General features: G+C 70.9%; 17 protein-coding genes. 16 read left to right on the forward strand and 1 reads right to left on the reverse strand.

The genetic code is table 11. The annotated features are described in order from the left end of the window. Positions 1-31 precede the first annotated feature (31 nt). The 12 genes from AB0M48_RS02895 to AB0M48_RS02950 all read left to right on the forward strand — a co-directional run bounded on the left by AB0M48_RS02895 (position 32) and on the right by AB0M48_RS02950 (position 20,637). Positions 32-418, forward strand: a complete 387-nt coding sequence (locus tag AB0M48_RS02895; RefSeq protein WP_363835586.1) for a hypothetical protein — start codon at positions 32-34, stop codon at positions 416-418. 13 nt (positions 419-431) lie between these two features. Beyond that, positions 432-632, forward strand: a complete 201-nt coding sequence (locus AB0M48_RS02900; RefSeq protein WP_363835587.1) for a hypothetical protein — start codon at positions 432-434, stop codon at positions 630-632. A gap of 5 nt (positions 633-637) precedes the next feature. Next, positions 638-850: a hypothetical protein gene (locus AB0M48_RS02905; RefSeq protein ID WP_363835588.1), complete on the forward strand. Its 213-nt coding sequence runs from the start codon at positions 638-640 to the stop codon at positions 848-850. A gap of 41 nt (positions 851-891) precedes the next feature. Beyond that, positions 892-1,947, forward strand: a complete 1,056-nt coding sequence (locus AB0M48_RS02910) for an iron ABC transporter permease (RefSeq protein WP_363835902.1) — start codon at positions 892-894, stop codon at positions 1,945-1,947. Further along, positions 1,944-3,008 (forward strand): iron chelate uptake ABC transporter family permease subunit, encoded by a 1,065-nt coding sequence (locus tag AB0M48_RS02915; protein WP_363835589.1) that lies wholly within the window; start codon positions 1,944-1,946, stop codon positions 3,006-3,008. The genes AB0M48_RS02910 and AB0M48_RS02915 overlap by 4 nt, the downstream gene beginning before the upstream one ends. 29 nt (positions 3,009-3,037) lie before the next feature. Beyond that, positions 3,038-3,871 (forward strand): ABC transporter ATP-binding protein, encoded by an 834-nt coding sequence (locus AB0M48_RS02920; protein WP_363835590.1) that lies wholly within the window; start codon positions 3,038-3,040, stop codon positions 3,869-3,871. 93 nt (positions 3,872-3,964) lie between these two features. Next, the gene (locus AB0M48_RS02925) at positions 3,965-4,993 is read left to right on the forward strand and encodes an iron-siderophore ABC transporter substrate-binding protein (protein WP_363835591.1); all 1,029 of its coding nucleotides are present in this window, start codon (positions 3,965-3,967) and stop codon (positions 4,991-4,993) included. 33 nt (positions 4,994-5,026) lie between these two features. Beyond that, on the forward strand, positions 5,027-6,820 hold the full coding sequence (locus tag AB0M48_RS02930; RefSeq protein WP_363835592.1) for an ABC transporter ATP-binding protein: 1,794 nt from the start codon (positions 5,027-5,029) through the stop codon (positions 6,818-6,820). Between the two features lie 29 nt (positions 6,821-6,849). Next, on the forward strand, positions 6,850-17,664 hold the full coding sequence (locus tag AB0M48_RS02935; RefSeq protein ID WP_363835593.1) for an amino acid adenylation domain-containing protein: 10,815 nt from the start codon (positions 6,850-6,852) through the stop codon (positions 17,662-17,664). Continuing rightward, positions 17,651-19,345: an ABC transporter ATP-binding protein gene (locus AB0M48_RS02940; RefSeq protein ID WP_363835594.1), complete on the forward strand. Its 1,695-nt coding sequence runs from the start codon at positions 17,651-17,653 to the stop codon at positions 19,343-19,345. Before AB0M48_RS02935 ends, AB0M48_RS02940 begins: the two co-directional genes overlap by 14 nt. Continuing rightward, a complete protein-coding gene (locus AB0M48_RS02945) occupies positions 19,342-20,298 on the forward strand; it encodes an alpha/beta hydrolase-fold protein (protein ID WP_363835595.1) in 957 nt (318 codons plus the stop codon). The genes AB0M48_RS02940 and AB0M48_RS02945 overlap by 4 nt, the downstream gene beginning before the upstream one ends. A gap of 51 nt (positions 20,299-20,349) precedes the next feature. Beyond that, positions 20,350-20,637, forward strand: coding sequence for a hypothetical protein (locus tag AB0M48_RS02950; RefSeq protein ID WP_363835596.1), 288 nt, complete (start codon positions 20,350-20,352; stop codon positions 20,635-20,637). Positions 20,638-20,716: 79 nt separating this feature from the next. Here AB0M48_RS02950 and AB0M48_RS02955 read toward each other — a convergent pair whose 3' ends face one another. Then, the gene (locus AB0M48_RS02955; protein WP_363835597.1) at positions 20,717-20,854 is read right to left on the reverse strand and encodes a hypothetical protein; all 138 of its coding nucleotides are present in this window, start codon (positions 20,852-20,854) and stop codon (positions 20,717-20,719) included. Between the two features lie 97 nt (positions 20,855-20,951). On the opposite strand from AB0M48_RS02955, the gene AB0M48_RS02960 reads away from it, so the two are divergent. The 4 genes from AB0M48_RS02960 to AB0M48_RS02975 are packed head-to-tail and all read left to right on the forward strand — an operon-like array spanning position 20,952 to position 25,368. After that, positions 20,952-22,025, forward strand: coding sequence for a hypothetical protein (locus tag AB0M48_RS02960; protein WP_363835598.1), 1,074 nt, complete (start codon positions 20,952-20,954; stop codon positions 22,023-22,025). Between the two features lies 1 nt (position 22,026). After that, the gene (locus tag AB0M48_RS02965; protein WP_363835599.1) at positions 22,027-23,163 is read left to right on the forward strand and encodes a toxic anion resistance protein; all 1,137 of its coding nucleotides are present in this window, start codon (positions 22,027-22,029) and stop codon (positions 23,161-23,163) included. Between the two features lie 50 nt (positions 23,164-23,213). Beyond that, a complete protein-coding gene (locus AB0M48_RS02970; RefSeq protein ID WP_363835600.1) occupies positions 23,214-24,815 on the forward strand; it encodes a VWA domain-containing protein in 1,602 nt (533 codons plus the stop codon). Then, positions 24,802-25,368, forward strand: coding sequence for a hypothetical protein (locus AB0M48_RS02975; RefSeq protein WP_363835601.1), 567 nt, complete (start codon positions 24,802-24,804; stop codon positions 25,366-25,368). The genes AB0M48_RS02970 and AB0M48_RS02975 overlap by 14 nt, the downstream gene beginning before the upstream one ends. Positions 25,369-25,387: the final 19 nt, after the last annotated feature.

Below are 25,387 nucleotides of genomic sequence, written 5' to 3' on the forward strand. Positions count from 1 at the left end.
GCGAAACCGAGATCGACACGAGGTGGCGGGTATGAAGCTGGGCGATGTCACGCGGACCACTCTGGCCTGCGTCCGGATCTTCAACGGTGCCCTCGGCCTGGTCGCCGCGGACCGGATGGCGAAGAGCCTCGGCGACGAGCTGGGCGACGACAGGAGGTTCGTCTACCCGGCCCGCATGTTCGGCATCCGCACCCTCGTCCTGGGCGTCGACCTGCTGATGCTCAAGAGCGACGACCCCCACGCCCGCCGGGTTCTGCGGCAGGCCGTGCTGATCCACGCCACGGACACCGCCGCCGCCGTCTACGCCGGCAGGCGCGGCGAGCTGCCGGCCAAGGCGGCGAAGCTGACCACGATCATCTCCGCGGTCAACACGGGTCTGGCCGTCGTGTCGCTCCTCTCCGCCGGCAAGGACAGCTGACCGGAGGGCGGCCGTGACGGTCGAGATCGCCCTGCTCGGTGAGGTGGGCGCCCGCGGCGACGGCGTCCCGGTCGATCTCGGGCACGCGCGGCAGCGGTGCGTGCTGGCGGCGCTGGCGATCGACGTCACCAAGGTCGTGACCGTGGCGCAGCTGACCGGACGCGTCCGGGGCACCGCCCCGCCGCGGCGGTCGCGCGCCGCCCTGCACAGCTGACCACCGTGGACTCCAACGTGTGGGGCGGGCGGTCCGGCCACACCTACACGTTCACGAGGCAGGCCGGCGGAACGACGCTCGTGCACGCCGAAGTGGTGCGGGAAGGCAAGAACCTGAAGGGGAAGCTGCTCGGTCTCTCGCTCGGGCTGCTCGGCCGGAAGGTGCTCGGCGGGGCTCTGGAGAAGACCGTGCGGGCGATCGAAGTTAGGGTGCCCTGACCGGACGGGCCGGGCGGGAGCTAACGTAGCCCGTCGTGAGCATGGTCGTGGAGCAACGCGGGCCCGAGGCCGCACCGCCCGGGCAGAACCCGCACCGGCGGCGGCTGGGGCTGGCGGGCCTGCTGGTGCTGCTGGCCGCGATGGCGGTGCTGTCGCTGGTGATCGGCGCGCGGTCGCTCACCCCGGCCGAGGTGTGGCAGGGGTTGTTCGGCGATCCCGGCGACGACCAGCGGCTCGTCGAGATCACGCTGATCGTGCAGACCCTGCGCGTGCCGCGGACGGTGCTCGCGATCGTGGCGGGCATCGGGCTCGGCGTCGCGGGCGCGTTGATCCAGGGCCACACCCGCAACCCCATCGCGGACACCGGTCTGCTCGGCGTCAACTCCGGGGCGTCGTTCGCCGTGGTGCTCTCGGTCTACCTGTTCGGCCTGCAGAACCCGGTCCAGTACATGTGGTTCGCGTTCCTCGGCGCCGCCGTCGCGGGTGTGGTGGTGTTCGGGCTGTCGAGCCTCGGACGCGGCGCGGGCAACCCCCTCACACTCGCGCTGGCCGGGCAGGGCGTCACGGTGTTCCTGGCCGCGATGACGACCGCGGTCGCGCTGGGAGACAAGCAGACGCTCGACGTGCTGCGGTTCTGGAACGCGGGTTCGGTGCAGGGCGTCGGGTTCGACGTGATCACGGTCGCGGCGGTCTTCACCGGTGTCGGCCTCGTGCTGGCGCTGATCAACCTGCCGGTGATCAACCTGCTCAACCTCGGTGACGACGTCGCGCGCGGCCTCGGCGTGAACATCGCGGCCGGCCGCACCGTCGGTGTCCTGGCCGTCACGCTGCTCGCGGGCGCGGCCACGGCGGCGTGCGGGCCGATCGCGTTCCTCGGCCTGATGGTCGCTCACATCGCCCGTTGGTTCACCGGACCGGACTACCGCTGGCTGGTGCCGTACGCGGGGCTGCTCGGCGCCGCCGTGCTGCTGATCAGCGACATCGCGGGCAGGCTCGTCGTGCGTCCCGCCGAACTGCAGGCCGGCATCGTCATCGCACTCATCGGCGCCCCGTTCTTCGCGGTGCTGGTCTGGCTCGGGAAGTTCAGGCAGGCATGATCACCGCACCGGAAGCACCCGAACTGCACCGCGGCGTCCGCATCGGCGGCTGGTCCTGGGTCTGGCGGCCGTGGACCGTGCTCGTCACGGTCGTGCTGGCGGCGCTGACGTTCCTGATCTTCTGCGTGTCGATCGCGGTCGGCGACTTCACCATCGAACTGCCCGCCGTGTTCCGGACGCTCGTCGGGCAGGGCGAGCGGGTCGACGAGTTCGTGATCATGGACCTGCGGATGCCGCGCGCCCTGGTCGGTCTCATCGCCGGCGTCGCGCTCGGCATCTCCGGCGCGCTGACCCAGTCGATCGCGCGCAACGCGCTGGCCAGCCCGGACGTCCTCGGCATCACCGGTGGCGCCAGCGCCACGGCGGTCTTCATCGTGACAGCCGGTGGTGGCACGGCGATCGGCAGCGCCATCGGGCTGTCCGCGGCCGCGCTCACCGGTGGACTGCTGACCGGCCTGCTCGTCTACTTCATGGCGTGGAAGAAGGGCATCGACGGGTTCCGGCTGATCCTCATCGGCGTCTCGGTCAACTCGGTCATGCAGGCGCTCACGACGTGGCTGCTGACGCTCGGCGACATCCGCGACGTGACGCGCGCGCAGAGGTGGCTCGTCGGGTCGCTCGACTCGCGGTCGTGGGCCGAGGTGTGGGCGTCGCTCTGGATCATGGCCGCGCTGATCGTCGTCGTGCTGGTCGTCGTGTTCCAGATGCAGCCCATGCACTTCGGTGACGACGTCGCCGCGGGTCTCGGTGTGCGCTACTCGGCCGTGCGCGCGGTGCTCCTGCTCTGCGCGGTGCTGCTGGCCGGTGTCGCGGTCTCCGCCGCGGGTCCGGTGCCGTTCGTGGCGCTGGTCGGGCCGCAGATCACCATGCGGCTGCTGCGCTCCCCCGTGCCGCCGGTGATCGCGTCCGGGCTGTTCGGCGCGCTGCTGCTGATCGGGTCGGACCTGATCGCGCGGACCGTCCTGCCCAACGACCTGCCGGTCGGCATCGTCACGGCGATCATCGGCGGTCCGTTCCTCGTCTACCTGCTGGTGCGGGCGAACCTCAGGCGCGCGGCCTGAGGTAAGGCTGCGTTAAGTAAGGTTGGCCTATGACCGCGCTGCGCAACGATGCCGCCCGACTGGGTGCCGAGGGCGTCACGGTCGGGTACGCCGACCGAGTCGTGCTCGACAACCTGGACGTCGCCATCCCGACCGGGGTGATCACCACGGTCATCGGACCCAACGGCTGCGGCAAGTCGACGCTGCTGCGGACGCTGTCCCGGCTGCTCAAACCGCGCCAGGGCACGGTGCTGCTCGACGGCGGCGACATCGCGCGGCTCAAGACCAAGGACATCGCGAAGAGGATGGGCCTGCTCCCGCAGACCCCGATCGCGCCAGAGGGACTCACGGTCGCCGACCTGGTCGCCCGCGGCCGGCACCCGCACCAGAGCTGGGTGCGCCAGTGGTCGAGCGACGACGCGGACGTCGTGGCCAAGGCGCTGCACATGACCGGCGTCGCCGATCTCGCCCACCGCCCGGTCGACTCGCTCTCCGGCGGCCAGCGGCAGCGCGTCTGGATCTCCATGACGCTCGCCCAGGGCACGGACCTGTTGCTGCTGGACGAACCGACGACCTACCTCGACCTCGCGCACGCGATCGACGTGATCGACCTCGTCGACGACCTGCACGAGGGCGGCTGCACGATCGTCATGGTCCTGCACGACCTGAACCTGGCCGTGCGCTACAGCGACAACCTGATCGTGATGAAGTCGGGGTCGATCGTCGCGCAGGGGCACCCGAGCGAGGTGATCACGAGCGAGCTGCTGCTGGACACGTTCGGCCTGCAGGCGAAGGTCATCGACGACCCGGTCAGCGAGCGCCCGCTGATCGTCCCGATCGGACGGACCCACGTGGTATCGAAGAGTGACCAAGACCTTGGTTAGCCTGCCCTAACCGGGTGATAAGGTTCGGCTGTCCTAATTTCCCCCGCCGCGTGGGCAGCGAAGAAGAGGTGCCGAATGGGCCAGAGAACGACCATGACCTGGAAGCGACTGACCGCTGTGGCAGCAGCCGTGGTGGTCGGTGCCAGCGTCCTCGCCGGGTGCGGTTCCTCCACGCCTGCCACGACTCCGGACGCGAACAACGCCTCCGGTGGCACGTTCCCGACCAAGGTCGAGCACTTCTTCGGCACGACGGAGATCAAGGAGGCGCCCAAGCGCGTCCTCTCCCTCGGCTACACCGACGACCAGACGCTGCTCGCGCTCGGCGTCGTCCCGGTCGGCATGGTCGACCAGTACCCGAACCCCGAGGGCACCAAGCCCGACATCAACACCCAGTGGGCCTGGGTGAAGGACAAGTGGGGTTCGACCACGCCCGAGGTCGTCATGAAGAACGGCGACACCGAGCCGAACTACGAGAAGATCGCGCAGCTGCGCCCCGACCTGATCGTCGCGGTGTACTCCGAGGCCGACCAGGCCTGGTACGACAAGCTGACCAAGATCGCACCGGTGGTCGGCCGCACCAAGGAGGAGAAGGAGCCCTTCAGCGCGAAGTGGCAGGACAACGTGCTGCAGATCGCGAAGGCGGTCGGCAAGGGTGACGAGGGCGCGAAGCTGATCAAGGGCCTCGACGACAAGCTCGCCGAGACCAAGAAGGCCAACCCGGACTTCGCGAACCAGACCGCCACCGTCGTGACCTGGTACAAGGACGCGATCGTGCCGTTCACCACCACCGACGTGCGCGGCCAGCTCGTGACCGGCATCGGCTTCAAGGGCAACACGAAGGTCGACGAGATCGCGGGCGGCAGCTTCTCCGCCAAGCTCTCGCCGGAGAAGATCGACCTGATCAACACCGACCGCATCTTCGTGATCGCCGACAAGGCGGACGCGGACGCGCTGAAGAACTTCCAGCTGTTCGCGAACCTGCCCGCGGTCAAGGCCGGCAAGGTCCACTGGATCCTCGACAGCGAGGGCCCCGCGGTCGGTGCCGCCATCTCGCAGGCCACCCTCGCGTCCCTGCCGTACGCGATCGACGAACTGGCGAAGGCCGCCAAGTCCGGCGCCTGATCCACGCACGACACCAGCGAAAGGCCTCCTCTCGTGACCACGAGCGTCTCCGGCGCGCCGTCGAAGATCCTGCGCACGGCGTCCGGGCGGGAGGCCTCCCGCTGGTTGCTCGACCACTGCCGCTCCGCCCCCGCCACCGTCGCCACCGTGGTGGCGACGGTGGCGGGGGCGTTGCTCCAGATCGTCCCGGTGTTCCTGCTCGGCACCGTGGTGGACGGGATCGTGCAGGGACGCGACGCGTCGATCCTCTGGTCGATCGGCATCGCGACCGTCGTCTCGGCACTGGCCGGGGCGGTCATGACCGCGGTCTCGACCTACCTCGTCGGCCGCGTCGGCGCGGAAATGCTGGCGCGCCTGCGGGAAGGCGCGGTCCGCGCGGTGCTCGGGATGCCCAGCGCGCGCATCGAGGAAGTCGGCCGCGGTGACGTGCTCTCCCGCGTGGGCGACGACGTGGCCGTCATCTCCAAGGGTTTCCGAACCGCGATCCCGACGATCTTCTCGGCGGTCGTCCTGGTCGTCATCGCCACCGCCGGCATGTTCGGCCTCGACTGGCGGCTCGGTCTCGCCGGCGCCTGCGCGCTGCCCGCCTACTGGCTCGCGCTGCGGTGGTACCTGCCGCGGTCGCAGCCGCTCTACCGCGCCCGTTCCGAGGCCCAGGCCGATCGCGCGCAGGCGTTGATCAGCGGCCTCGACGGCATCGCGACGGTGCGCGCCTACCGCCTGGAGAACGCGTTCCGGGACAAGGTGACCGCGGAGTCGTGGCGGGTGCGCAACATCGGCATCGACGTCTTCCGGTTCTTCGGCCGGTTCATCGGCCGGGAGAACCGCGCCGAGTTCATCGGTCTCGGCCTGATCATCGTCGTCGGCTACTTCCTGGTGACGAACGGGCAGTCGTCGCTGGGCCAGGTCTCCGTCGCCGCGTTGTTGTTCCACAAGTTGTTCGTACCGCTCGGCCTGATCATGGCCTTCTTCGACGAGGCTCAAAAGTCCGGCGCCGGGCTGACGCGGCTGGTCGGCGTGCTCACCGAGTCCGACGGCGACGAGCTCGTGCGCAGCGCGGTGGCCGTGGACCCCGGTGCACGGCCTCTTCCGGTGTCGGTGCGCGGGCTTTCCTTCCGCTACCCCGAATCCGAGCACGACGTGCTGCGGGACGTCGACCTGGAGATCCCGGCGGGAACGTCGCTGGCGCTCGTCGGCGCGACCGGCGCGGGCAAGACGACACTGGCGGCGCTGGTCGCCGGGACCGGCACGCCGCTGACCGGATCGGTGCACATCGGCGAGTCCGACCTCGCGAGCCTGGACGAGGCGGGGGCCCGCGCGCTCGTGAGCATCCTGACCCAGGAAGCGCACGTGTTCGCCGGCCCACTGGCGGAGGATCTCCGTTTGGCCGCACCGGATGCGACCGACGACGAACTGATGGACGCGTTGCGGACCATCGGCGCGGACTCCTGGGTCCAGGCGCTGCCGCAGGGCCTGCAGACCGATGTCGGCGAGGGCGGCGAACGGCTCGACGTGACCAAGGTCGCCCAGATCGCGCTGGCCCGCCTGGTGCTCGGCCGCTCCCCCGTCGTCGTGCTGGACGAGTCGACGGCCGAGGCCGGTAGCCAGGGTGCCGCCGCGCTGGAACGAGCCGCGCTCGCGGCCTGCCGGGGCCGCACCACACTCCTGGTCGCGCACCGCCTGACCCAGGCCATCGCCGCGGACCGGATCGCCGTTCTGGACGCGGGTCGCGTGCTGGAACAGGGAACGCACGAAGAACTTGTCGCGCGTGACGGGCGTTACGCGGCACTTTGGGCCGCTTGGCGATTCGGAACCGCAAATACTTAGGTTAGGCTACCTTCACCGATCGTGAAGGGATGGCTGAGTCGTCGATGGAACAGATGGCCGAGCACGACGTACTTCTTTCGACCGCCCGGATCGACTCCGTCCGGCGCCGTGCCGGTGAGTACCCCCAGCGGACCGTCGCCGTCGCGAGTGCCGTCGCCCTGCACCACTGGGCCACCCCCGGTTTCGCGGTCGACGGGTTCGAGCTCACCCCCTCGACGTTGTTCAGCGACGTGCTCGTGTGGGCCGACAAGGGTCAGAACGTCGATGTCACCGAACGGCCCGGCGGCTGGGCGATCCCCGTGCCGGACGGCGTCGACCTGGCTGCGGCGCAACGGGTGCTGGACGACCTGGCCGAGTTCCCCAACCGCGCCATCGGCACGCTGACCTCCCAGACGATCGAGGACCGGCTCGCGGACCTGGCCCGCTGGAACGACAACGAGTTCCCGCGCGACCGGCCCAGCATCGTCGAGCTGTTCCGGGCGCAGGCCCGGCAGCGCCCGGACGCCGTCGCGATCAACGACGGCGACCGCGCGGTCACCTACGGCGAGGCGCTGGCCCGGTCCAACCAGCTCGCCCGCCACCTGATCGCCCGCGGCGTCACCACCGAACAGGTCGTCGCGATCTCGCTGCCCCGCTCGGCCGAGATGGTGGTCAGCCTGCTCGCCGTGCTGCAGGCGGGGGCCGCGTTCGTGCCGCTCGACCCGCAGTGGCCGGCGTCCCGCCGCGAGTCCGTGATCACCGACGCGCAGGTCGTCCTGCTCCTGGGCGCCGGTCAGGAGAACGAGCCCGAGGCCGTCGCGGTCGACCTGGACGACTGGGGGTTCGGCGAGCACTCCGCCGAGCCCACCGACGTCACGATCCGCGGCGCCCAGCTGGCGTACGTGATGTTCACGTCCGGCTCGACCGGCCGCCCCAAGGGCGCGATGATCCGGCACGAGGCGATCAGCGAACGCCTGCTGTGGCAGGTCGACCAGATCCTCCACTTCGGACACTCCGACGCGTCGCTGTTCAAGGCGCCGCTGTCGTTCGACATCTCCGTCAACGAGATCTTCCTGCCGCTGGTGTGCGGCGGCCGGACCGTCGTCGTGCGGTCCGGTGGCGAACGCGACCCGCACCACCTGCTGGCGACCATCGCCCGGCACCGCGTGACGTTCGTGTACCTGGTGTCGTCGATGCTGGACGTGCTGCTGAACATCGCGGGCGACGGCGAGCTCGCCAGCCTGCGGCACGTGTGGTGCGGCGGCGAGGTGCTCACTCCCGAGCTGTACGAGCGGTTCCGCACGCAGCTCGACATCCCGATGTACCACGGCTACGGCCCGGCCGAGGCCACGATCGGCGTCTCGCACGTGATCTACCGCGGCGAGGCCGAGCGGCTGTCGACGTCGATCGGCAAGGCCAACCCCAACACCGACCTGTACGTGCTGGACGACGAGCTGCGGCCGTGCCCGGTCGGCGTCGGCGGTGAGCTGTACATCGGCGGATTCCTGCTGGGGCGCGGCTATGTGAACGCTCCGGCCCTCACGGCGTCGCGGTTCGTCGCGAACCCGTTCGCCACCGACGGTTCGCGCCTCTACCGGACCGGTGACCTGGCGCGGTTCGCACCCGACGGGTCGCTCGACTTCCTCGGCCGCGTCGACAACCAGGTCAAGATCCGCGGCATGCGGCTGGAGCTGGAGGACGTCGAGGTCGCGCTGGCCGAGCACCCCGGGGTCCGCCACACCTGTGTCGTGGTGCGCAAGAACTCCGCCGGCGGCAACTACCTCGTCGGGTACGTCGTGCCGTCGGACGAGAACCTGACCTCGGACGCCGTCAAGCAGTGGGCGACCGAGCACCTCGTCGAGTACATGGTGCCAGCGCACGTCGTGGTGATGAGCGAGTTCCCGTTGACCGCCAACGGGAAGCTCGACCGCCGCGCGCTGCCCGAGCCCGTGGTGGAGACCGGTCCGGTGACCGCCGCCGCCAACGACGACGAGGCCGTGATCTGCGCGGCCGTCGCCTCGGTGCTGCGGGTCGAGCAGGTCGGCGCGGACCAGGACTTCTTCGAGCTGGGCGGCGACAGCATCCTCGCGATCTCGTTGCTCAGCGCGTTGCGGGCGGAGGGCGTGTTCGTCACCGCCACCCAGATCTTCGTCAACCGCACCCCCCGCGCGCTCGCCGCCGTCGCGTCCCGTGACGGCGCTTCGGCGGTCGACCACGACGACGTGCCGACCGGCCCGGTGGCGGGTCTGCCGATCGTGCAGTGGCTCGGCGAGACCACGGACGCGATCGACGGGTTCGTGCAGTCGGTCGTGCTCAACACCCCGGCGGAGCTGACCGCCGACGCGCTGACCCGGATCCTCGACGCGGTGGTCGCGCGGCACGACATGTTGCGCGCCAAGCTCGTCCGGGGTGAGCGCTGGTCGTTCGACATCCCCGCCGAGGGGACTGCGCACTGGGAGCAGAGCGACGCACCGCTGGAGGAGTGCGTCGCGGCGGCCACCGAGGCGCTGGACCCGGACGCGGGCGTCATGCTGCGCGCGGTGTGGCGGCCGCGGGCGCGGCAGCTCGTGCTCGTGATCCACCACGTGGTGATCGACGGTGTCTCGTGGCGCATCCTGTTCGACGACCTCGCGCTGGCGTGGCAGCAGATCTCCGCCGGTGCGGCCGTGGAGCTCCGCCCCGTCGGCACGTCGTTCCGGCGCTGGACCCAGTTGCTGGAGCAGGCCTCGTTCTCGGCCGACCGCGCGTACTACGAGCGCGCGCTGCCGGGCGTGGACCAGTTGCTCGGCCGGCGTGAGCTGACCGGCGACGACGTCGTCGCGAGTGAGCAGGTCCGCACCGTGACGGTCGGTTCCCGGGCCACCGCGGCGTTGCTCAGCGACGTGCCCGCGTTGTTCCACGCAGGAGTCAACGACGTGCTGCTGACCGGTCTCGCGGTCGCGCTGGCCCGGTGGCGGCGCGACAACGGCCAGGACCAGACGTTCGCGCACGTCGAGCTGGAGGGCCACGGCCGCGAAGGCCGGTTCGTGCCGCGCGACCCCGACCTGTCGCGCACGGTCGGCTGGTTCACGACGTTGTTCCCGGTGACGGTCGACCCGGTCGACGTCGACGACCTCGGCGCGGCTCTCAAGCGCGTCAAGGAGGACCTCGCTCGGGTACCGAGCAACGGCGTCTCCTACGGCGCTCTGAAGTACCTGGGCGGCGAACGGTTCGACGCGTCGCGCCCGCAGGTGCTGTTCAACTACCTCGGCCGGTTCGCCGGTGGCGCGAACGGGGACTGGCAGCTCGCGGAGAACGCCGGTCAGCTCGGCGAGAAGCGCGACCCGGCGATGCGGCTGCCGCGCGCCCTGGAGTTCAACGCCTCCGCCGAACCCGGTGCCGACGGCGAACTGGAACTGGTCACCGTCCTCTCGTGGCCGTCGGGGGTCTTCACCGACGCCGACATCGCCAGGATCGGCGAGTACTTCGTCGCCGCGCTGGAAGGCCTGGCGCAGCTCACCTCCGGTGGCCACTCCCCCAGCGACTTCCCGCTGCTGCCGCTCACCCAGGCCGACGTCGACGCCCTGGACTCCCCGGCGTTGCGCGAGATCCTGCCGCTGACGCCGTTGCAGGAGGGCCTGTACTTCCACTCCGTCTTCGACGACGACTCCGCGCACCGGTACGTCGAGCAGCAGTTGCTGACGCTGACCGGCGCCGTCGACGCCAAGCGGCTCGAAGAGGCGGCGGCTCGCGTGTTCGAGCTGTTCCCGAACCTGGCCGCGCGGTTCGCGAGCCTCGCCGACGGCAGGGTCGTGTCGGTGCTGGAGTCGGGTGTGCGGCCGGCGTTCACCACGGTGAACGGCCAGGGCATGTCGGACGAGGAGATCGCCGAGCTCGCCGAACGCGACCGCGTCGCCGGGTTCGACCTCGCCACCGGTCCGCTGATGCGCTTCACGCTGGTGCTCACCGCGCCGCAGCGGTACGTCCTGATCCAGACCGTGCACCACATCATCGCGGACGGCTGGTCGGTGCCGCCGATGCTGCGCGCGCTGCTGGCCGAGTACGACGCGCCGGGGTCGGTGCACGTGCGCGGCGGCTACTCCGACTACGTGCGGTGGCTCGTCGAGAGCGATCCCGACGAGAGCGACCGCGTCTGGGCGCGCGAACTGGAAGGCCTGTCCGGTCCGTCGATCACCGTGCCGGACCACACGCCGTCCGAGCGGTTCGCCGACATGCACCTGGAAGCGCCGTCCGATGTCGACGAGCGGGTGCGGGCGGCCGGGACGTCGCTCAGCGTCGCCGTGCACAGCGCGTGGGCCGTGACGCTCGGCGGGATCCTGGGCCGCCAGGACGTCGTGTTCGGCTCGACGGTGTCGGGTCGCGACGCCGACGTGCCCGGCATCGACGAACTCGTCGGCCTGTTCATCAACACCATTCCCGTGCGCGCCAAGTGGTCCGGCGACACGACCGCCCGCGAGCTGCTCGACGCGATGCGCGAGCACCAGACCGCCGTGCTGCCGCACCAGCACGTGTCGCTGACCAGGATCGGCCGGCTCGCCGGCGCCGGTTCGCTCTTCGACACGCTCGTGGTGTTCGACGTCGCGACCGACGTGACCTCGTTGCGCAGCGACTCGTTCGGCATCGCGGACGTCGTCAACGAGGGCGCGCCGCACTACCCGCTGACCCTGGTGGTCGAACGGCGGCACGACGGCTCGCTGCGGTTCAACCTGGTGCACGACAGCACGGTCATCCGCCCGGCGGGCGCCCGCCGGATCGTGCAGGCCTTCGCCGACGCCCTCACCGCCCTGCTGGCCGGCGAGAGCATTCCGGTGCCGCGCAGTGCCGAACCCGCCGTGGTCGAGCCGGCCACGCTGGCCGAGTTGTTCGACGCCGCCGCCGACCGCGCGCCCGGATCTCGGGCCGTGACGCTGTGCCGCCTGGACGGCAGCTCGGAAAGCCTGACCTACGGCGAACTGGCCGAGGCGAAGAACCAGCTGGCGCGCACGCTCGCGAACGCCGGCGTCGGGCCGCACCAGCGCGTCGCCGTCGCCGTGCCCCGTTCGCTCGAGCAGGTCGTCTCGCTCCTCGCGGCCATGTCCGCCGGTGGCGCGTACGTGCCGCTGGACGCGGCGTACCCGGACGACCGGCTCGAGTACCTGATCTCCGACACCGCGCCGCAGGTCGTGCTCATCGCCCCCGAGCAGCGCGACCGCTTCGCCGCGATCGTCGAGCGGACCGGCAGCGCCGCACGGGTGCTCGCGATCGGCGACGAGGTGCCCGGCACCGGCGTGATCACCCCGGCGACCTGGCGGCACCCGGCGTACGTGATCTACACGTCCGGGTCGACCGGCAAGCCCAAGGGCGTCGTGGTGTCGCACCGCAGCGCGGTGACGTTCATGGCGAACATCCAGCCGGACATGGGTTTCGGGCCGGACGACGTGGTCACGCAGTTCCACTCGTTCTCGTTCGACCCGTCGGTGCTGGAGCTGTGGGGCTCCCTGACCAACGGTGCCGAGCTGGTGGTGCCCGACCGCGCCCTGACCCGCTCGCCGGTCGACTTCCACCGGCTGGTGCGCGAGCGCGGCGTCACCTTCATGCTCAAGACGCCGTCGTCGTTCTACCAGTTGATCGAGGCGGACAGGCACAGCGAGCCGATCACGTCCGTGCGCCGGGTCATCATCGGCGGTGAGGTGCTGGAACCCGGCCGGATGCGCGACTGGATGGAGCGGTACGGCACCCGGCGACCGGCGCTGGTGAACTGCTACGGGCCGACCGAGTCCACTGTGTACACCACGCGGCACGTGCTCGACGACCACGACTACGAGCCCGGCCGCGCCGACGGCGCCCCGATCGGCGAGTCCGTGCCCGGCCAGGCCGCCTACGTGCTCGACGACCGGCTGCGGCCGGTCGGGCCGGGTGTCGTCGGCTCGCTCTACCTCTCCGGCCCGCAGCTCGCGGACGGCTACGCCCACCGGCCGGGACTGTCGGCGAGCCGGTTCGTCGCGGACCCGTTCGCGGGCGGCGGATCCCGGATGTACCACACCGGTGACCTGGCGAAGTGGAACCTCGACGGCGAGATCGAGTTCCTCGGCCGCGCCGACGGCCAGGTGCAGCTGCGCGGCTTCCGCATCGAGCTGGGCGAGATCGAGGCCGTCGTCCGCGAGGTCCCTGGCGTGGTCGACGTGGCCGTGACCGTGGCGGACACCGAGGACCACCTCGTCGCGCACGTCGTGGGCACGCCGCCCACCGACATCACGTCGGTGCTCGCCGCCAAGCTGCCGCAGCACATGGTGCCGCAGCGGGTCATCCCGCTGGAGAAGCTGCCGGTGACGGTCAACGGCAAGCTGGACCGCGCCGCGCTGGAGGAACGGGCCCGCCAGGACGAGGCACCGGCCGGTGCGCCGGTCGCCGCGGCGAACACCTCCGTGCTCGACGCGCTGGTCGGGATCTTCCGCGACGCCCTGCCGGAGTCCGATGTGGACGCCGACACCGACTACTTCGTGGCGGGCGGCGACAGCATCGTGGCGATCGGCGTGGTGAACCGGGCGCGGGCGCTGGGGGTGACGTTCTCGCCCCGCGACATGTTCCTGCACAAGACCCCGCGAGCACTCGCGGAGAAGTTCGGCGCGCAGCCCGTGGCGCGGCAGGCCCCGGTCGTGGAGGAACCCACCGACGGCCCGGTCGTGCCGACGCCGATCGTCTTGCGACTGCGGGAGCTCGGCGGGTCCCTCGACCTCTTCGCACAGGCCAGGCAGCTGGAGTGCGCGACGCTGGAGGACGCCCGGCGCGCGGCGAACGCCGTCGTGGCAACGCATGCCGCGTTGCGCCTGCGCCTGGACACGGACCAGGGCGTGTGGTCGCTGCGGACCGAACCGGCGGCCGAGGTCGACGTCGTGGTGTCGGCGGACGACCCGCAGGAGGCCGCCGAGGAGGCCGCGGGCAGGCTGGACCCCGAGGCCAGTGTCATGGCGGCGTTCACCTGGCTGGAGAACAGCCGCACGCTGGTCGTCGTGGTGCACCACCTCGCGGTGGACGCCGTGTCCTGGATGATCCTGCTCGAAGACCTCGCGGTCGCGATGCGCGGGAACGAGCCGGCGCCGGTGACGACGTCGTTCGCCTCGTACGCCGCGGCGTTGACGCTGAACGCCCAGTCCGGTGGGGACCTGCGCCGGTGGATCGAGGCGCTCGACGCCCCGGTGCTCACGCCGCAGCTCGGTGACCGGCGGGAGGTCACCGTCACGCTGGCCGCCGACATCACCGGCCACGTCGTGCGGACCGCGCCGACCGCGCTCGGCATCGGCCTGACCGAACTGCTGTGCGGCGCGCTGCGGACCGCGCTCACTGAGATCCAGAGCACGCCGACGGACCTGGTGATCGACCTCGAACGGCACGGCCGCGTCCCGGCCGCCGAGCACCACGACTACACCCGCACGGTCGGCTGGTTCACCGCGGTCGCGCCCGTGCGGCTCAGCCCCGCCACCGATCCGGTCGCGGCGGCGCGGGAGGTCGTCGAGCGGCAGCCGGACGAGGTCGCGCACGTCGGGTTCGGCCAGCTGCGCTACCTGAACCCGCAGACGGCACCCGTGCTGGCCGCGTTGCCCACACCCCAGGTGCTGTTCAACTACCTCGGCCGCGGCAGCGAGTCGCAGGCGCTGCACGTCGATCCCGAGAACCGGCCGAGCCCGTACGCGGTCGAGGTCAACTGCTGGGTCGACGCCACCGGCTCGCTGCGCGCCACCTTCGGGCTGACCGAGGACGTGTCCGACGAGATCGCGGCGCGGTGGCTGATGGCGCTGGAACGGATCGCGGACGCCTCGGTGAACGTGCGGCACACCGCCCCGGTCTCGCCGCTGCAGCGCGGCCTGTACTTCCAGGCGGAGCTGGCCGGGAAGTCCGGTCAGTACGTGGCGCAGAGCTTCTTCGAGTTCGATCGGCGCCTCGACCCCGACGCGCTCGGCAAGGCGCTCGCGCACGTCATCGCGAAGCACCCGGTCGTCGGCGCGGGCTTCGAGTCCGACGAGAACGGCACGCCGGTGCAGGTGCTCGGCGTCAGCGGCCCGGTGCCGGTGCGGACCGTCGACGTGCTGAACTCCGACGCCGTCGAGGCGTTGCGCGTCGAGGACCGCGCCACGGGCTTCGACCTGACGTCACCGCCGCTGGTGCGGCTGACCGTCCTGCGGCTGCCGAACGGTCGCGACACGCTGCTGTTCACCAACCACCTGCTGCTGTGGGACGGCTGGTCGCGCGCGATCGTGCTGGACGACCTGTTCGACGCCTACCGCGCGTTCCTGGCGGGCGAGCCCGTCGACCCGACGCCCGCGACGCCGAGCTTCGAGAGCTACACGCGTGCGCTGGCCGAGAAGGACGCCGAGGCGGCGCAACGGTTCTGGGCCGGCTACCTCGCCGGCCTCCCCGGCCCGACCCTCCTCGGCGGAGGGTCCACTTCGGACTCGCTGCCGGCGAAGATCGTGCGGACCCTGCCGGTCGAGGCGTCGAACCGGGTGCGGGAGACCGCCCGCCGGTACGGCGTGACGGTGAACTCGGTGGTCACCGGCGCGCTCGGGCTGGCGCTCGGCCGGGAGACCGGTCGCGGCGACGCGGTGTTCGGCGTGACGGTGTCCGGACGTGAGCAGGAGGGCACCGAGGGCATCGTCGGCGTCCTGCTGAACACCGTGCCGATGCGGGTGACCGCGCAGCCGCACGACACCGTGGGCGAGTTCCTGGCGTCCGTCCAGGCCTCGCGGGTCGCGACGATGGAGCACGAGCACTTCGGGCTCGGCGAGATCCAGCGCGCCAGCGGCCACGACGAGCTGTTCGACAGCCTGTTCGTGCTGCAGAACTTCCTGGACGACGACACGTTCACCGAGTTCAACGCCAAGAACGGGATCACCGCCCACGAGGCGGAGGACTCGACGCACTACCCGTTCACGTGGGTCGTGACGCCGGGCGAGGAGCTGACGGTCAAGGTCGAGTACCGGCCGGACGTCACCGATCCCACGTTCGCACAACGGTTGTTCGACGGATATCTGCGGGTGCTCGACGAGCTCACCCGCGCCGACGGCCTGCTCGGCGCGGTCGGCGGTTCGGTGGTCACGCCGGAGCTCAATCCCGCCACCGACTTCGGCACCCTCACCGTGGTCGACCTGTTCGACCAGGCGGCCGACCGCAACCCCGACCGCGTCGCACTCGTGGCTCACGGCAGGACGATGACGTTCGCGGAACTGCGCGACCGGAGCCGGCACCTGGCCGGGGTGCTGTCCGGCAAGGGGATCGGCGTCGAGACGTCGGTCGCCATCGCGGTGCCGCGCTCGCTGGACTGGGTCGTGGCGCTGTTCGGCATCCTGCGCTGCGGCGCGGCGTACGTGCCGCTGGAGCTGGACCACCCGGACGAGCGGATCGCCGCGATCATCGACGACGCGAGGCCGTCGTTGATCATCACGACGAGCGCGGTGGCGCCGAGGATCCAGGGCACGACGTTCAAGCTGGACGAGCCCTGGCCGGACGCGGAGCCGGTGGTCACGTTCGCGCCGGACGACCCCGATCGGCTCAAGCACGCGGCCTACACGATCTACACCTCCGGCTCGACCGGCAAGCCCAAGGGCGTCGTGACCGAGTACGCCGGCCTGACCAACATGCTGGTCAACCACCAGCGGCGGATCTTCGAGCCGGTGCTGGCCGAGCACGGGCACCGCACGTTCCGGATCGCGCACACCGTGTCGTTCGCCTTCGACATGTCGTGGGAGGAGCTGCTCTGGCTCGCCGACGGCCACGAGGTGCACATCTGCGACGAGGAGCTGCGCCGCGACGCGACGGGGCTGGTCGAGTACTGCCTGCGGCACGAGATCGACGTCATCAACGTGACGCCGACCTACGCGCAGCAGCTGGTGGCCGAAGGGCTGCTGGGCGCCGAGCACAAGCCGGCGCTGGTGCTGCTGGGCGGTGAGGCGGTCACGCCGACGTTGTGGCAGCAGCTCGCGGACACCCCGGGCACCATCGGCTACAACCTCTACGGGCCGACGGAGTACACGATCAACACGCTGGGCGTCGGCACGTTCGACTGCGTCGACCCGGTGGTCGGCGTGGCGATCGACAACACCGACGTCTACGTCCTGGACCCGTGGCTGCGGCACGTGCCGGACGGCGTCCCCGGTGAGCTCTACGTGTCGGGCGTGGGCATCGCGCGCGGCTACCTCGGGCAGCCGGGGCAGTCGGCCGAACGGTTCGTGGCGTGCCCGTGGGTGCCCGGTGAGCGGATGTACCGGACCGGTGACCTGGTGATCCGGCGCCCGGACGGCAACCTGCTCTACCTGGGCCGCACGGACAAGCAGGTCAAGATCCGCGGTCACCGCGTCGAACTGGGCGAGGTCGAGGCGCGGTTCGCGGCACATCCGGGCGTCCGGTTCGTCGCGGCCGTCGCGCAGGCCGACCCGCAGGTCGACGGCGCGTACCGGCTCGCGGCCTACCTGGTCCTGGCCGACGGCGCGGACATCCCGTCGATCGCGGCGGAGGTCGGGGCCGGCCTGCCGGACTACCTGCGGCCGTCGCACTACGCCGCCGTGGACGCGATCCCGCTCACGGTCAACGGCAAGGCGGACACGGCGGCCTTGCCCGAGGCCCGTCCGCTCGGCACGCTGATGACCAGGACCGAGGATCGGGAACTGACCGAGACCGAGACGCTCGTCCGCGAGATGTTCGCGGAGGCACTCGATCTCGACGAGGACGAGGTGGGCATGGCGAGCGGCTTCACCGACCTGGGCGGGCACTCGATGCTCGCGGTGCGGCTCATCGGACTGCTCCGCCGCGAGTTCGGTCCCGTCGTCACGATCCGCGACCTGCTGTCCCTCTCCACCCCCGAAGCGATTGCGCGCCACGTTGACGAACACTGAAGTACGCACCGGCAAGGAGATCCTGCGGATCGCCTTGCGCCGCAACCGAGGCGCCATGACGTCCGGGACCCTGCTGATGGGGTCCTACCAGGCCGCCGAGACCGCCGTGCCCATCCTGCTCGGCGTGATCGTCGAGTACGCGCTGCGCGGAGGGCGGCTCAGCTCCCTCGGGCTGGCGCTGCTCGCGCTCGGTCTCGTGATGGCCACGGTGTCGTACTCGTGGCGGTTCGGCATGCGGATCCTGCAGAAGGCCAACACGACCGAGGCACACCGGTGGCGGGTCGAGGTCGCGGACCGCGGCCTGCAGCCGGTGGCGCGCGAGGTCGACCTGAAGTCCGGCGAGGTGCTCACCATCGCCACCGAGGACGCGGACCAGACCGCGGACATCATCGAGGTGGTGCCGCTGCTGGTCAGCTCGCTGGTGTCGGTGGTCATCACGGGCGTCGTGCTGGTGGTGATCAGCGTGCCGCTGGGCGTGCTGGTCTTCGTCGGCACGGCGGCGATCCTGAGCGTGCTCAGCGTGATGTCGCGGCGGATCGGCAGCAACACCCAGGTGCAGCAGGCGAAGGTGGCGCGGGCCGGGGCGAAGGTGTCCGACCTGATCGCCGGACTGCGGCCGCTGCACGGGTTCGGCGGCAGCTACGCGGCCTTCCAGGCCTACCGCCGGGTGAGCACCGAGGCGAAGCAGCAGTCGATCGTCGTGGCGCGGGTCAACGGCGTCTACGCCGGGATGGCCCTGGCGCTGAACTCGTTGCTGGCGGCGGCGGTGACGTTGTGGGCGGGCCTGCTGACGTTCCAGGGCGAGATCACCATCGGCCAGCTGGTGATGGCGGTCGGCCTGGCGCAGTTCCTGATCGAGCCGCTGAAGCTGTTCTCGGAGATGCCCAAGTACGTGATGATGGCGCGGGCCTCGGCCGAACGGATGGCGCTGGTCCTGGCCGCACCCGCCCGGATGACCCCCGGTGTCGAGGAGGTCGTCGTTTCGGAGACCGGGCTCGATGTCTCCGGTGTCACGCACGGAACGTTGCGAGACTTGACGTTCTCCGTGCAGCCGGGTGAGTTCGTGGCCATCGCCGCGTACCAGCCGCAGGCCGCCGCCGAACTGGCCGCCGTGCTCTCCGTCGAGGTGCCTCCGGCCTCGTACTCGGGCGTGGTCCGGGTGGGCAAGCAGGAGGTCGCGTCGCTGACGATCGAGAGCGTGCGCACCCACCTGCTGGTCAACCCCTCGCACCACGAGGTGTTCGCGGGAACGTTGCGGGAGAACGTCGATCCGGCCGGCACCAGCACGCTGGTGGACGAGGCGGTGTCTGCCGCGATGCTGACCGACGTCGTGGCCCTGCACTCCGACGGCCTCGACTACGCCGTGCGCGACCGGGGCGCGAACCTGTCCGGCGGGCAGCGGCAACGGTTGTCGCTGGCACGTGCTTTGGCCGCGAACCCGGAGATCCTGGTGCTGCACGACCCGACGACGGCGGTCGACGCGGTGACCGAGCAGCTCATCGCCCGCAACCTGACCGAGCTGCGCCGCGGCCGGACGACGATCGTGATCACGAGCAGCCCGGCGCTGCTCGACGTGGCCGACCGGGTGATCGTGCTGGACGGCGGCACGGTCGCGTCCGAGGGCACGCACCGCGAACTGCTCGGCCGCGACTCCTCCTACCAGCTGGCGGTGGCCCGATGACGAGGTTCGAGTGGCGTGGAGGCCCGGCCTCCGTGCGGTTCGAGAGCGTGCTGGACCCGGTCGAGCTGACGCACGAGGGAGGCGACCTCTGGGCCGCCGAGGTCGAGATGCCGGCCAAGCTGCGCGTGACCTACCACTTCTTCTCGGAGGGCGAGGAGCACGCCGACCCGGCGAATCCCGCCGGCGCGGGCCCGAACCGGTCGCTCTTCACCACGCCGGACCTGGAGCCGCAGCCGCACTGGCCCGTCGTCGGACCGGACGAGGTGCTCGACGTGCCGTCGCTGCGCATCCGGTGGAACGGCGCGTTGGGGCGCAAGACGGTGCGCGTGCACCAGGGCGGTGAGCCGGTCGTGCTGCTGTTCGACGGCGACGACTGGATGTACGTGCACCCCGCCGTCGCGGCGTTCGAGTCAGCGGTGAAGAACGGCGAGATGCCACCCGCCACGCTGGTCTTCCTTCCCACGCCACGTGATCGCGATGCCGAGTACAACTCACCCGAGCTGTGGCAGGCGATCCGCGACGAGCTGCTGCCGTTGCTCGCCTCGAACGGCGTGGCCGTGGACCTGTCGCGGTTCGTGGTGGCCGGGCAGAGCCTGGGCGGGCTCAGCGCGTTCCGGGCGGCGCTGGACTTCCCCTCGCTGGTGACGAAGGTGGCGTGCCAGTCGGGGTCGTTCTGGTGGAAGCGCGACCTCCCGCGGCACGGCCTGTCGCTCGACGGCCCGGCCGGCGGTGAGATCGCGGAACGCCTCGGGGCGCTGCCGGATCTGTCCGGGCTGCGCGTCGCGTTCGACGTCGGCGAGCACGAGCCCCGGATGCACCGGCACTGCTCGGTGGTGGAAGAGCTTGCGGCGCAGGCGGGTGCGACCGTGCGGGTGGACCGCTCCCCCGCCGGGCATGACCGCGTGGGCTGGCGGCACGCTTTGGTGCGCGACGTCGCCTGGTTGCTGAGCTGACGCCACTAGATCGTCCAGCGATCCGGGAGCCGGCCCGGCAGGCTGGGCGGCATGCCGACACCCCCGCTCATCTCGGTGACGCTGATCGTTCCGGACGCCGACGCGGCCGTCGCCTGGTACCAGGCCTCGCTGGGCGCCACCCAGCGGTGGAACCTCGGCGGCGTGGCCGGTCTGGAGATCGGCGGCGCGCCGTTTCTCGTCCACCAGGTCAACCCCGCCAACCCCGCGGAGTCGGGTCCCGGGACGTCACCAGCGTCCGGGTCGAGCTGTTCACCGACGACCCCGACGGCGTCGTCGCGCGGGCTGTGGCCGCGGGAGCTTCTGGTTCCGCGGTCGTGAGTCACGAGATGCCGTGGGCACGCACCGGCAGGGCGGCTTCACGGACCCGTTCGGCCACAAGTGGTCCGTGGGTGACCAGTCACCCCTGGGCTGAGTGAAGCGGCCACACCTCGACGACTCCGTGTGCGACCGCGCACGGGGTCCCGGCCACCATGCGGACGGCCTCCTCCACCGAGTCGGCCTCGATGATCGCGAAACCCGCGATCGGCTCGTTCATCGACTGTTCACCTCACGATTGCGACGACCCACCCGGAAACGGCGTCGAAGTGACGAAAGATCTGTTCTCTGACAGGGCTTTTCCGTAGAGGTGGACAGTGAAGAGAACGCTCGGCATAGGTCTTGCGGTCGTGCTGCTGGTCGGCGTCGTGACGGCGATCGTCCTGGGGCAGGGCTCCGGCGAACAGGGCCGGCTCCAGACCGTCCGCGGTGTGATCGGCTCGGAGAAGCTCGCCTTCTTCGCCGACCAGCGGGTCAAGGACGTGTTCGCGAAGCACGGCCTGAAGGTCGAGGTGGATCCGGCCGGGTCGCGGCAGATCGCGACGGCCACGGAACTGAACTCGTACGACTTCGCGTTTCCCTCCTCGGCGCCCGCCGCCGAGAAGATCCAGCGCGACCGCAAGGCCGCGCGGACGTACGCGCCGTTCTCGTCACCGATGGTGGTCGCCACGTTCGGCCCGATCGTCGACCTGCTGACGAAGGCCGGTGTGGTCAAGGCCGGGCCGGGCTACCAGACGTTCGACGTGCAGGCGTACTTGGATCTCGCGGCCAAGGGCACGCGCTGGGACCAGCTGCCGGGCAACACGGCCTATCCCGCGCGCAAGAACCTGCTCGTCACGACGACCGATCCGCGTGACTCGAACTCGGCGGCGATGTACCTGGCGATCACGTCGTTCGTCGCCAACGGCGGCGTGGTGTCGTCCCAGGACGCCGAGGCGAAGGTGCTGCCGGCGGTGTCGAAGCTGTTCCTGGACCAGGGATACACGCAGAGCAGCACCGAGGGGCCGTTCGAGGACTACCTGTCCGCGGGGATGGGCAAGACGCCGCTGGTGCTGGCGTACGAGGCGCAGTTCGCGGACCGGGTGGTGCGGGGCGACTCGTCGGTCCGGCCGGACATGAAGCTGCTCTACCCGGCGCCGACCGTGCTGTCCAAGCACACGCTCGTGCCGTTGCGCGAGACCGGTGACCGGGTCGGGCAGTTGCTGCAGAGCGACGCCGAACTGGGCAGGCTCGCCGCGACGTTCGGGTTCCGCACGGCTGATCCCAAGCACTTCAACGACGTCGTCGAGGAGAAGAACCTGACCGTGCCGCAGACGATCGTGGACGTGGTGGAACCGCCCGCGCACGAGACCCTGGAGCGGATGCTCGAGGCGATCGCGAAGCAGTACTGACGTGACCGACTTCGTCCTGACACCACCGGATCCCGTCGAGCCCGTGCCGGTCGGCCGCGCGGCCGGGCTCATCCCCGTCGGCGACAAAACCGAGCTGTCGTCACGCGCCGAGGCCTTCGTGTCGGCCCTGGGTGCCGTCGACCCGCAGTCGCCGGACTTCGGCCGGATCGCCGGCGAGGCACTGGTGCTCGGCGAGGCGGAGATGCGGCTGGCGGCGCAGATCGCGGGCCGTCTGCTCGACCGCACGCTCGCGTCCGTCTCGTCACCGCACGGCGCGCAGGTCTCGACGAGCCTGACCGAGCTGCGGCGCTCCGTGCGCGAGCTCGACCCGCAGGACCTGAGCAAGCTGACCGGCCGCAAGATCCTCGGCTTCCTCCAGGGCGGCAACTCGGCCCGCGGCCTGCTGGCACGGCTGCGCGCGGCCGACGAGCCGCTCAACCGCATCGTGCTCAGGCTGAGGTCTGGCCAGGACGCGCTGAAGCGCGACAACGCCGCCATCAAGGGTGAGCGGCAGCGGCTGTGGGACCTGATGACCAAGCTGTCGCAGGACGCCGCGCTGGCCGCCGAGATGGACGAGGCCGTCGAACGGCAGGTCGCGATCCTGGACCTCGCCGAGCCCGCACGCGCCCAGGCGTTGCGTGCCGACGTGCTGTTCGGCCTGCGGCAACGGCATCAGGACCTGCTGACCCAGCTGGCCGTGTGCGCGCAGGGCTACATGGCGCTGGACGTGGTGCGCCGCAACAACGACGAGCTGATCAAGGGCATCGAACGGGCGGTCAGCACGACCGTCACCGCGTTGCGGATCGGCGTGGCGGTCGCGGCGGCGCTGGCCGGCCAGCGCGAGGTGATCGACCAGGTGGACGCCGTGCGCGCGCTGACCGACTCGATCCTGCGCTCGAACGCGACGCTGATGTCCTTGCAGGGCGAGGAGATCCAGCGCATCGCCTCGACCCCGGCCGTCGGCATCGAGGCGGTGCGGACCTCGTTCGACCAGATCTACGCGGCGATCGACGCGATCGACACGTTCAAGGCCCGCGCGGCCGACTCCATGTCCAGCACGGTCTCCGCGCTGGACACCGAGATCCGGCGCGCCCACGACCACCTGAGCCGGGTGCGCGAGACCGGGGACCGACCGTGACCGGACGCCGCACCACCCACGAGCCATCAGCGCGACTCCCAGGAGCCAGCATGATCCGCCGCCTCGTTCCCGCGGTCGCCGTCGTGGCGCTGCTGGCGGGATGTTCCGACTCGACCGATCCGGACAGACCGGTCGGCGACGCCGCCCCCGGCACCCTGCGCGTCCTCGCGGGCAGCGAGCTGGCAGACCTCCAGCCGATCCTCGACGAGGCCGCCAAAGCCACCGGCATCAGCGTGAAGTTCAGCTTCACCGGCACCATCGAAGGTGCCGAGAAGGTCGCGAGCGGCGCGGCCGAGCAGGGCTTCGACGCGGTCTGGTTCTCCTCCAACCGCTACCTCGAACTCGTGCCGGAGGCCCAGAAGCGGCTCGGCACGCCGACCAAGGTGATGTCGTCGCCCGTCGTGCTCGGCCTGCCCGCCGAGAAGGTGAAGGAACTGGGCTGGGACGGCAAGCGCGTCGGCTGGGCGGAGATCGCCGAGGCCGCGGGCGCGCAGAAGTTCACCTACGGCATGACCGATCCGTCCGCCTCCAACTCCGGGTTCTCCGCGCTGGTCGGCGTCGCGGCGGCGTTGTCGGGTTCGGGCTCGGCGCTCGACGCGGCACGGATCGACGCGGTCGCACCACAGCTCAAGCAGTTCTTCTCGGCCCAGAAGCTGTCGGCGGGTTCGTCCGGCTGGCTGTCCGAGGCCTACGTCCGGCGTGCCAGGGGCGAGGATCCCGGCACCAAGGTGGACGGTCTGATCAACTACGAGTCGGTGCTGCTGTCGATGCCGCAGCCGTTGACGCTGGTCTACCCGAGCGACGGCGTGGTGACGGCCGACTACCCGCTCACGCTGCTCACGTCGGCGTCGTCGGAAGCCCGTGAGGCGCACCAGAAACTCTCCGACCACCTCAGGGGCGCCGACGTCCAGCGCAAGATCATGGAGACCACGCACCGCAGGCCCGCGGTGCCGCAGGTTCCACTGGACGGCCGGTTCGCCACCAAGGACCTCGTGGAACTCCCGTTCCCCGGCAGTCAGTCCGCTGTGGACGGTCTGATCACCACGTACTTCGACCAGCTGCGCCGCCCGTCCCGCACGCTCTACGTGCTCGACACGTCCGGTTCGATGCAGGGCGACCGGATCGAGGGCCTGCGCCAGGCCCTCACCGGGCTGACCGGTGCCGACGAGTCGCTCGCCGGCAAGTTCAGCCGGTTCCACGGCCGCGAGCAGGTGACGTTGCTGCCGTTCAGCAGCGGGGCCCGGCCGGCGTTGAGGTACGAGGTTCCGCAGAACGACCCGCGCCCGGTGCTCGACCAGATCCGCACCACCGCCACGGGCCTCGAGGCGTCCGGCGGCACGGCGATCTACAGCAGCCTCCGCGGCGGGTACGACGTGCTGCGCCAGCAGATCGACGCCGACCCGGACCGGTTCACGTCGATCGTGCTGATGACCGACGGCGAGAACACCGGCAGCGAGGGCATCACCGACTTCCAGCTGTTCCACCAGAGCCTGCCGCCGGACCTCAAGGGCATCCCGATCTTCCCCGTGCTGTTCGGCGAGAGCGCCACGACCGAGATGGAGCAGGTGGCGAAGATGAGCGGCGGCAAGGTGTTCGACGCTCGCAGCCGTTCGCTCTCGGCCGCTTTCAAGGAGATCCGTGGCTATCAGTAGGTACCTGGCCTCCTGGAAGAACCTGGCCGGTTGCGCGGGCGGGCTGATCGGCCTCGGCCTGCACTTCGCCGGGCTCGCCGGGTCGTACTGGATCGTGGTCGTCATCGGCCTCTACGGCGTCGGCGCACTGGCCGCGCCACCCGAGCGGATCACCCTGGTGACCGACCCGGAGGAGGAAGCGGGCGCGCTGCGCTCCGAACTGGACGCGCTGGTCGAGCGGGTGCGCGCGTTCCGGGTGCCGGACGAGGTCGCGCCGAGGATCGCGGAGATCGCCGAGGTCCTGCGCGGCATGCTGGACCGCCCCCGCGCCCTGCGGGCCGACCCGGACGCCCTGCACGCCGTCACCAGGCTCGTCGGCACCGATCTGCCGCTGTCGGTGCAGACCTACCTGAACCTGCCCTGGTGGTACGCCGCCGCACGCGGTTCCGGCACGGAACTGGTGCGGCAGCTGGACCTGCTGCACGCCGACGCCGTCCGGACCGCGGAACGGTTCCACGCGGCCGACGCGCAACGACAGGCCGACCACACCCGCTACCTCGAGGACCGCGGGTAGCGATGTCCCCGCGTCAGGA

The sequence above is a fragment of the Lentzea sp. NPDC051208 genome, from assembly GCF_040682435.1.
GTDB classification, from domain to species: domain Bacteria; phylum Actinomycetota; class Actinomycetes; order Mycobacteriales; family Pseudonocardiaceae; genus Lentzea; species Lentzea kristufekii.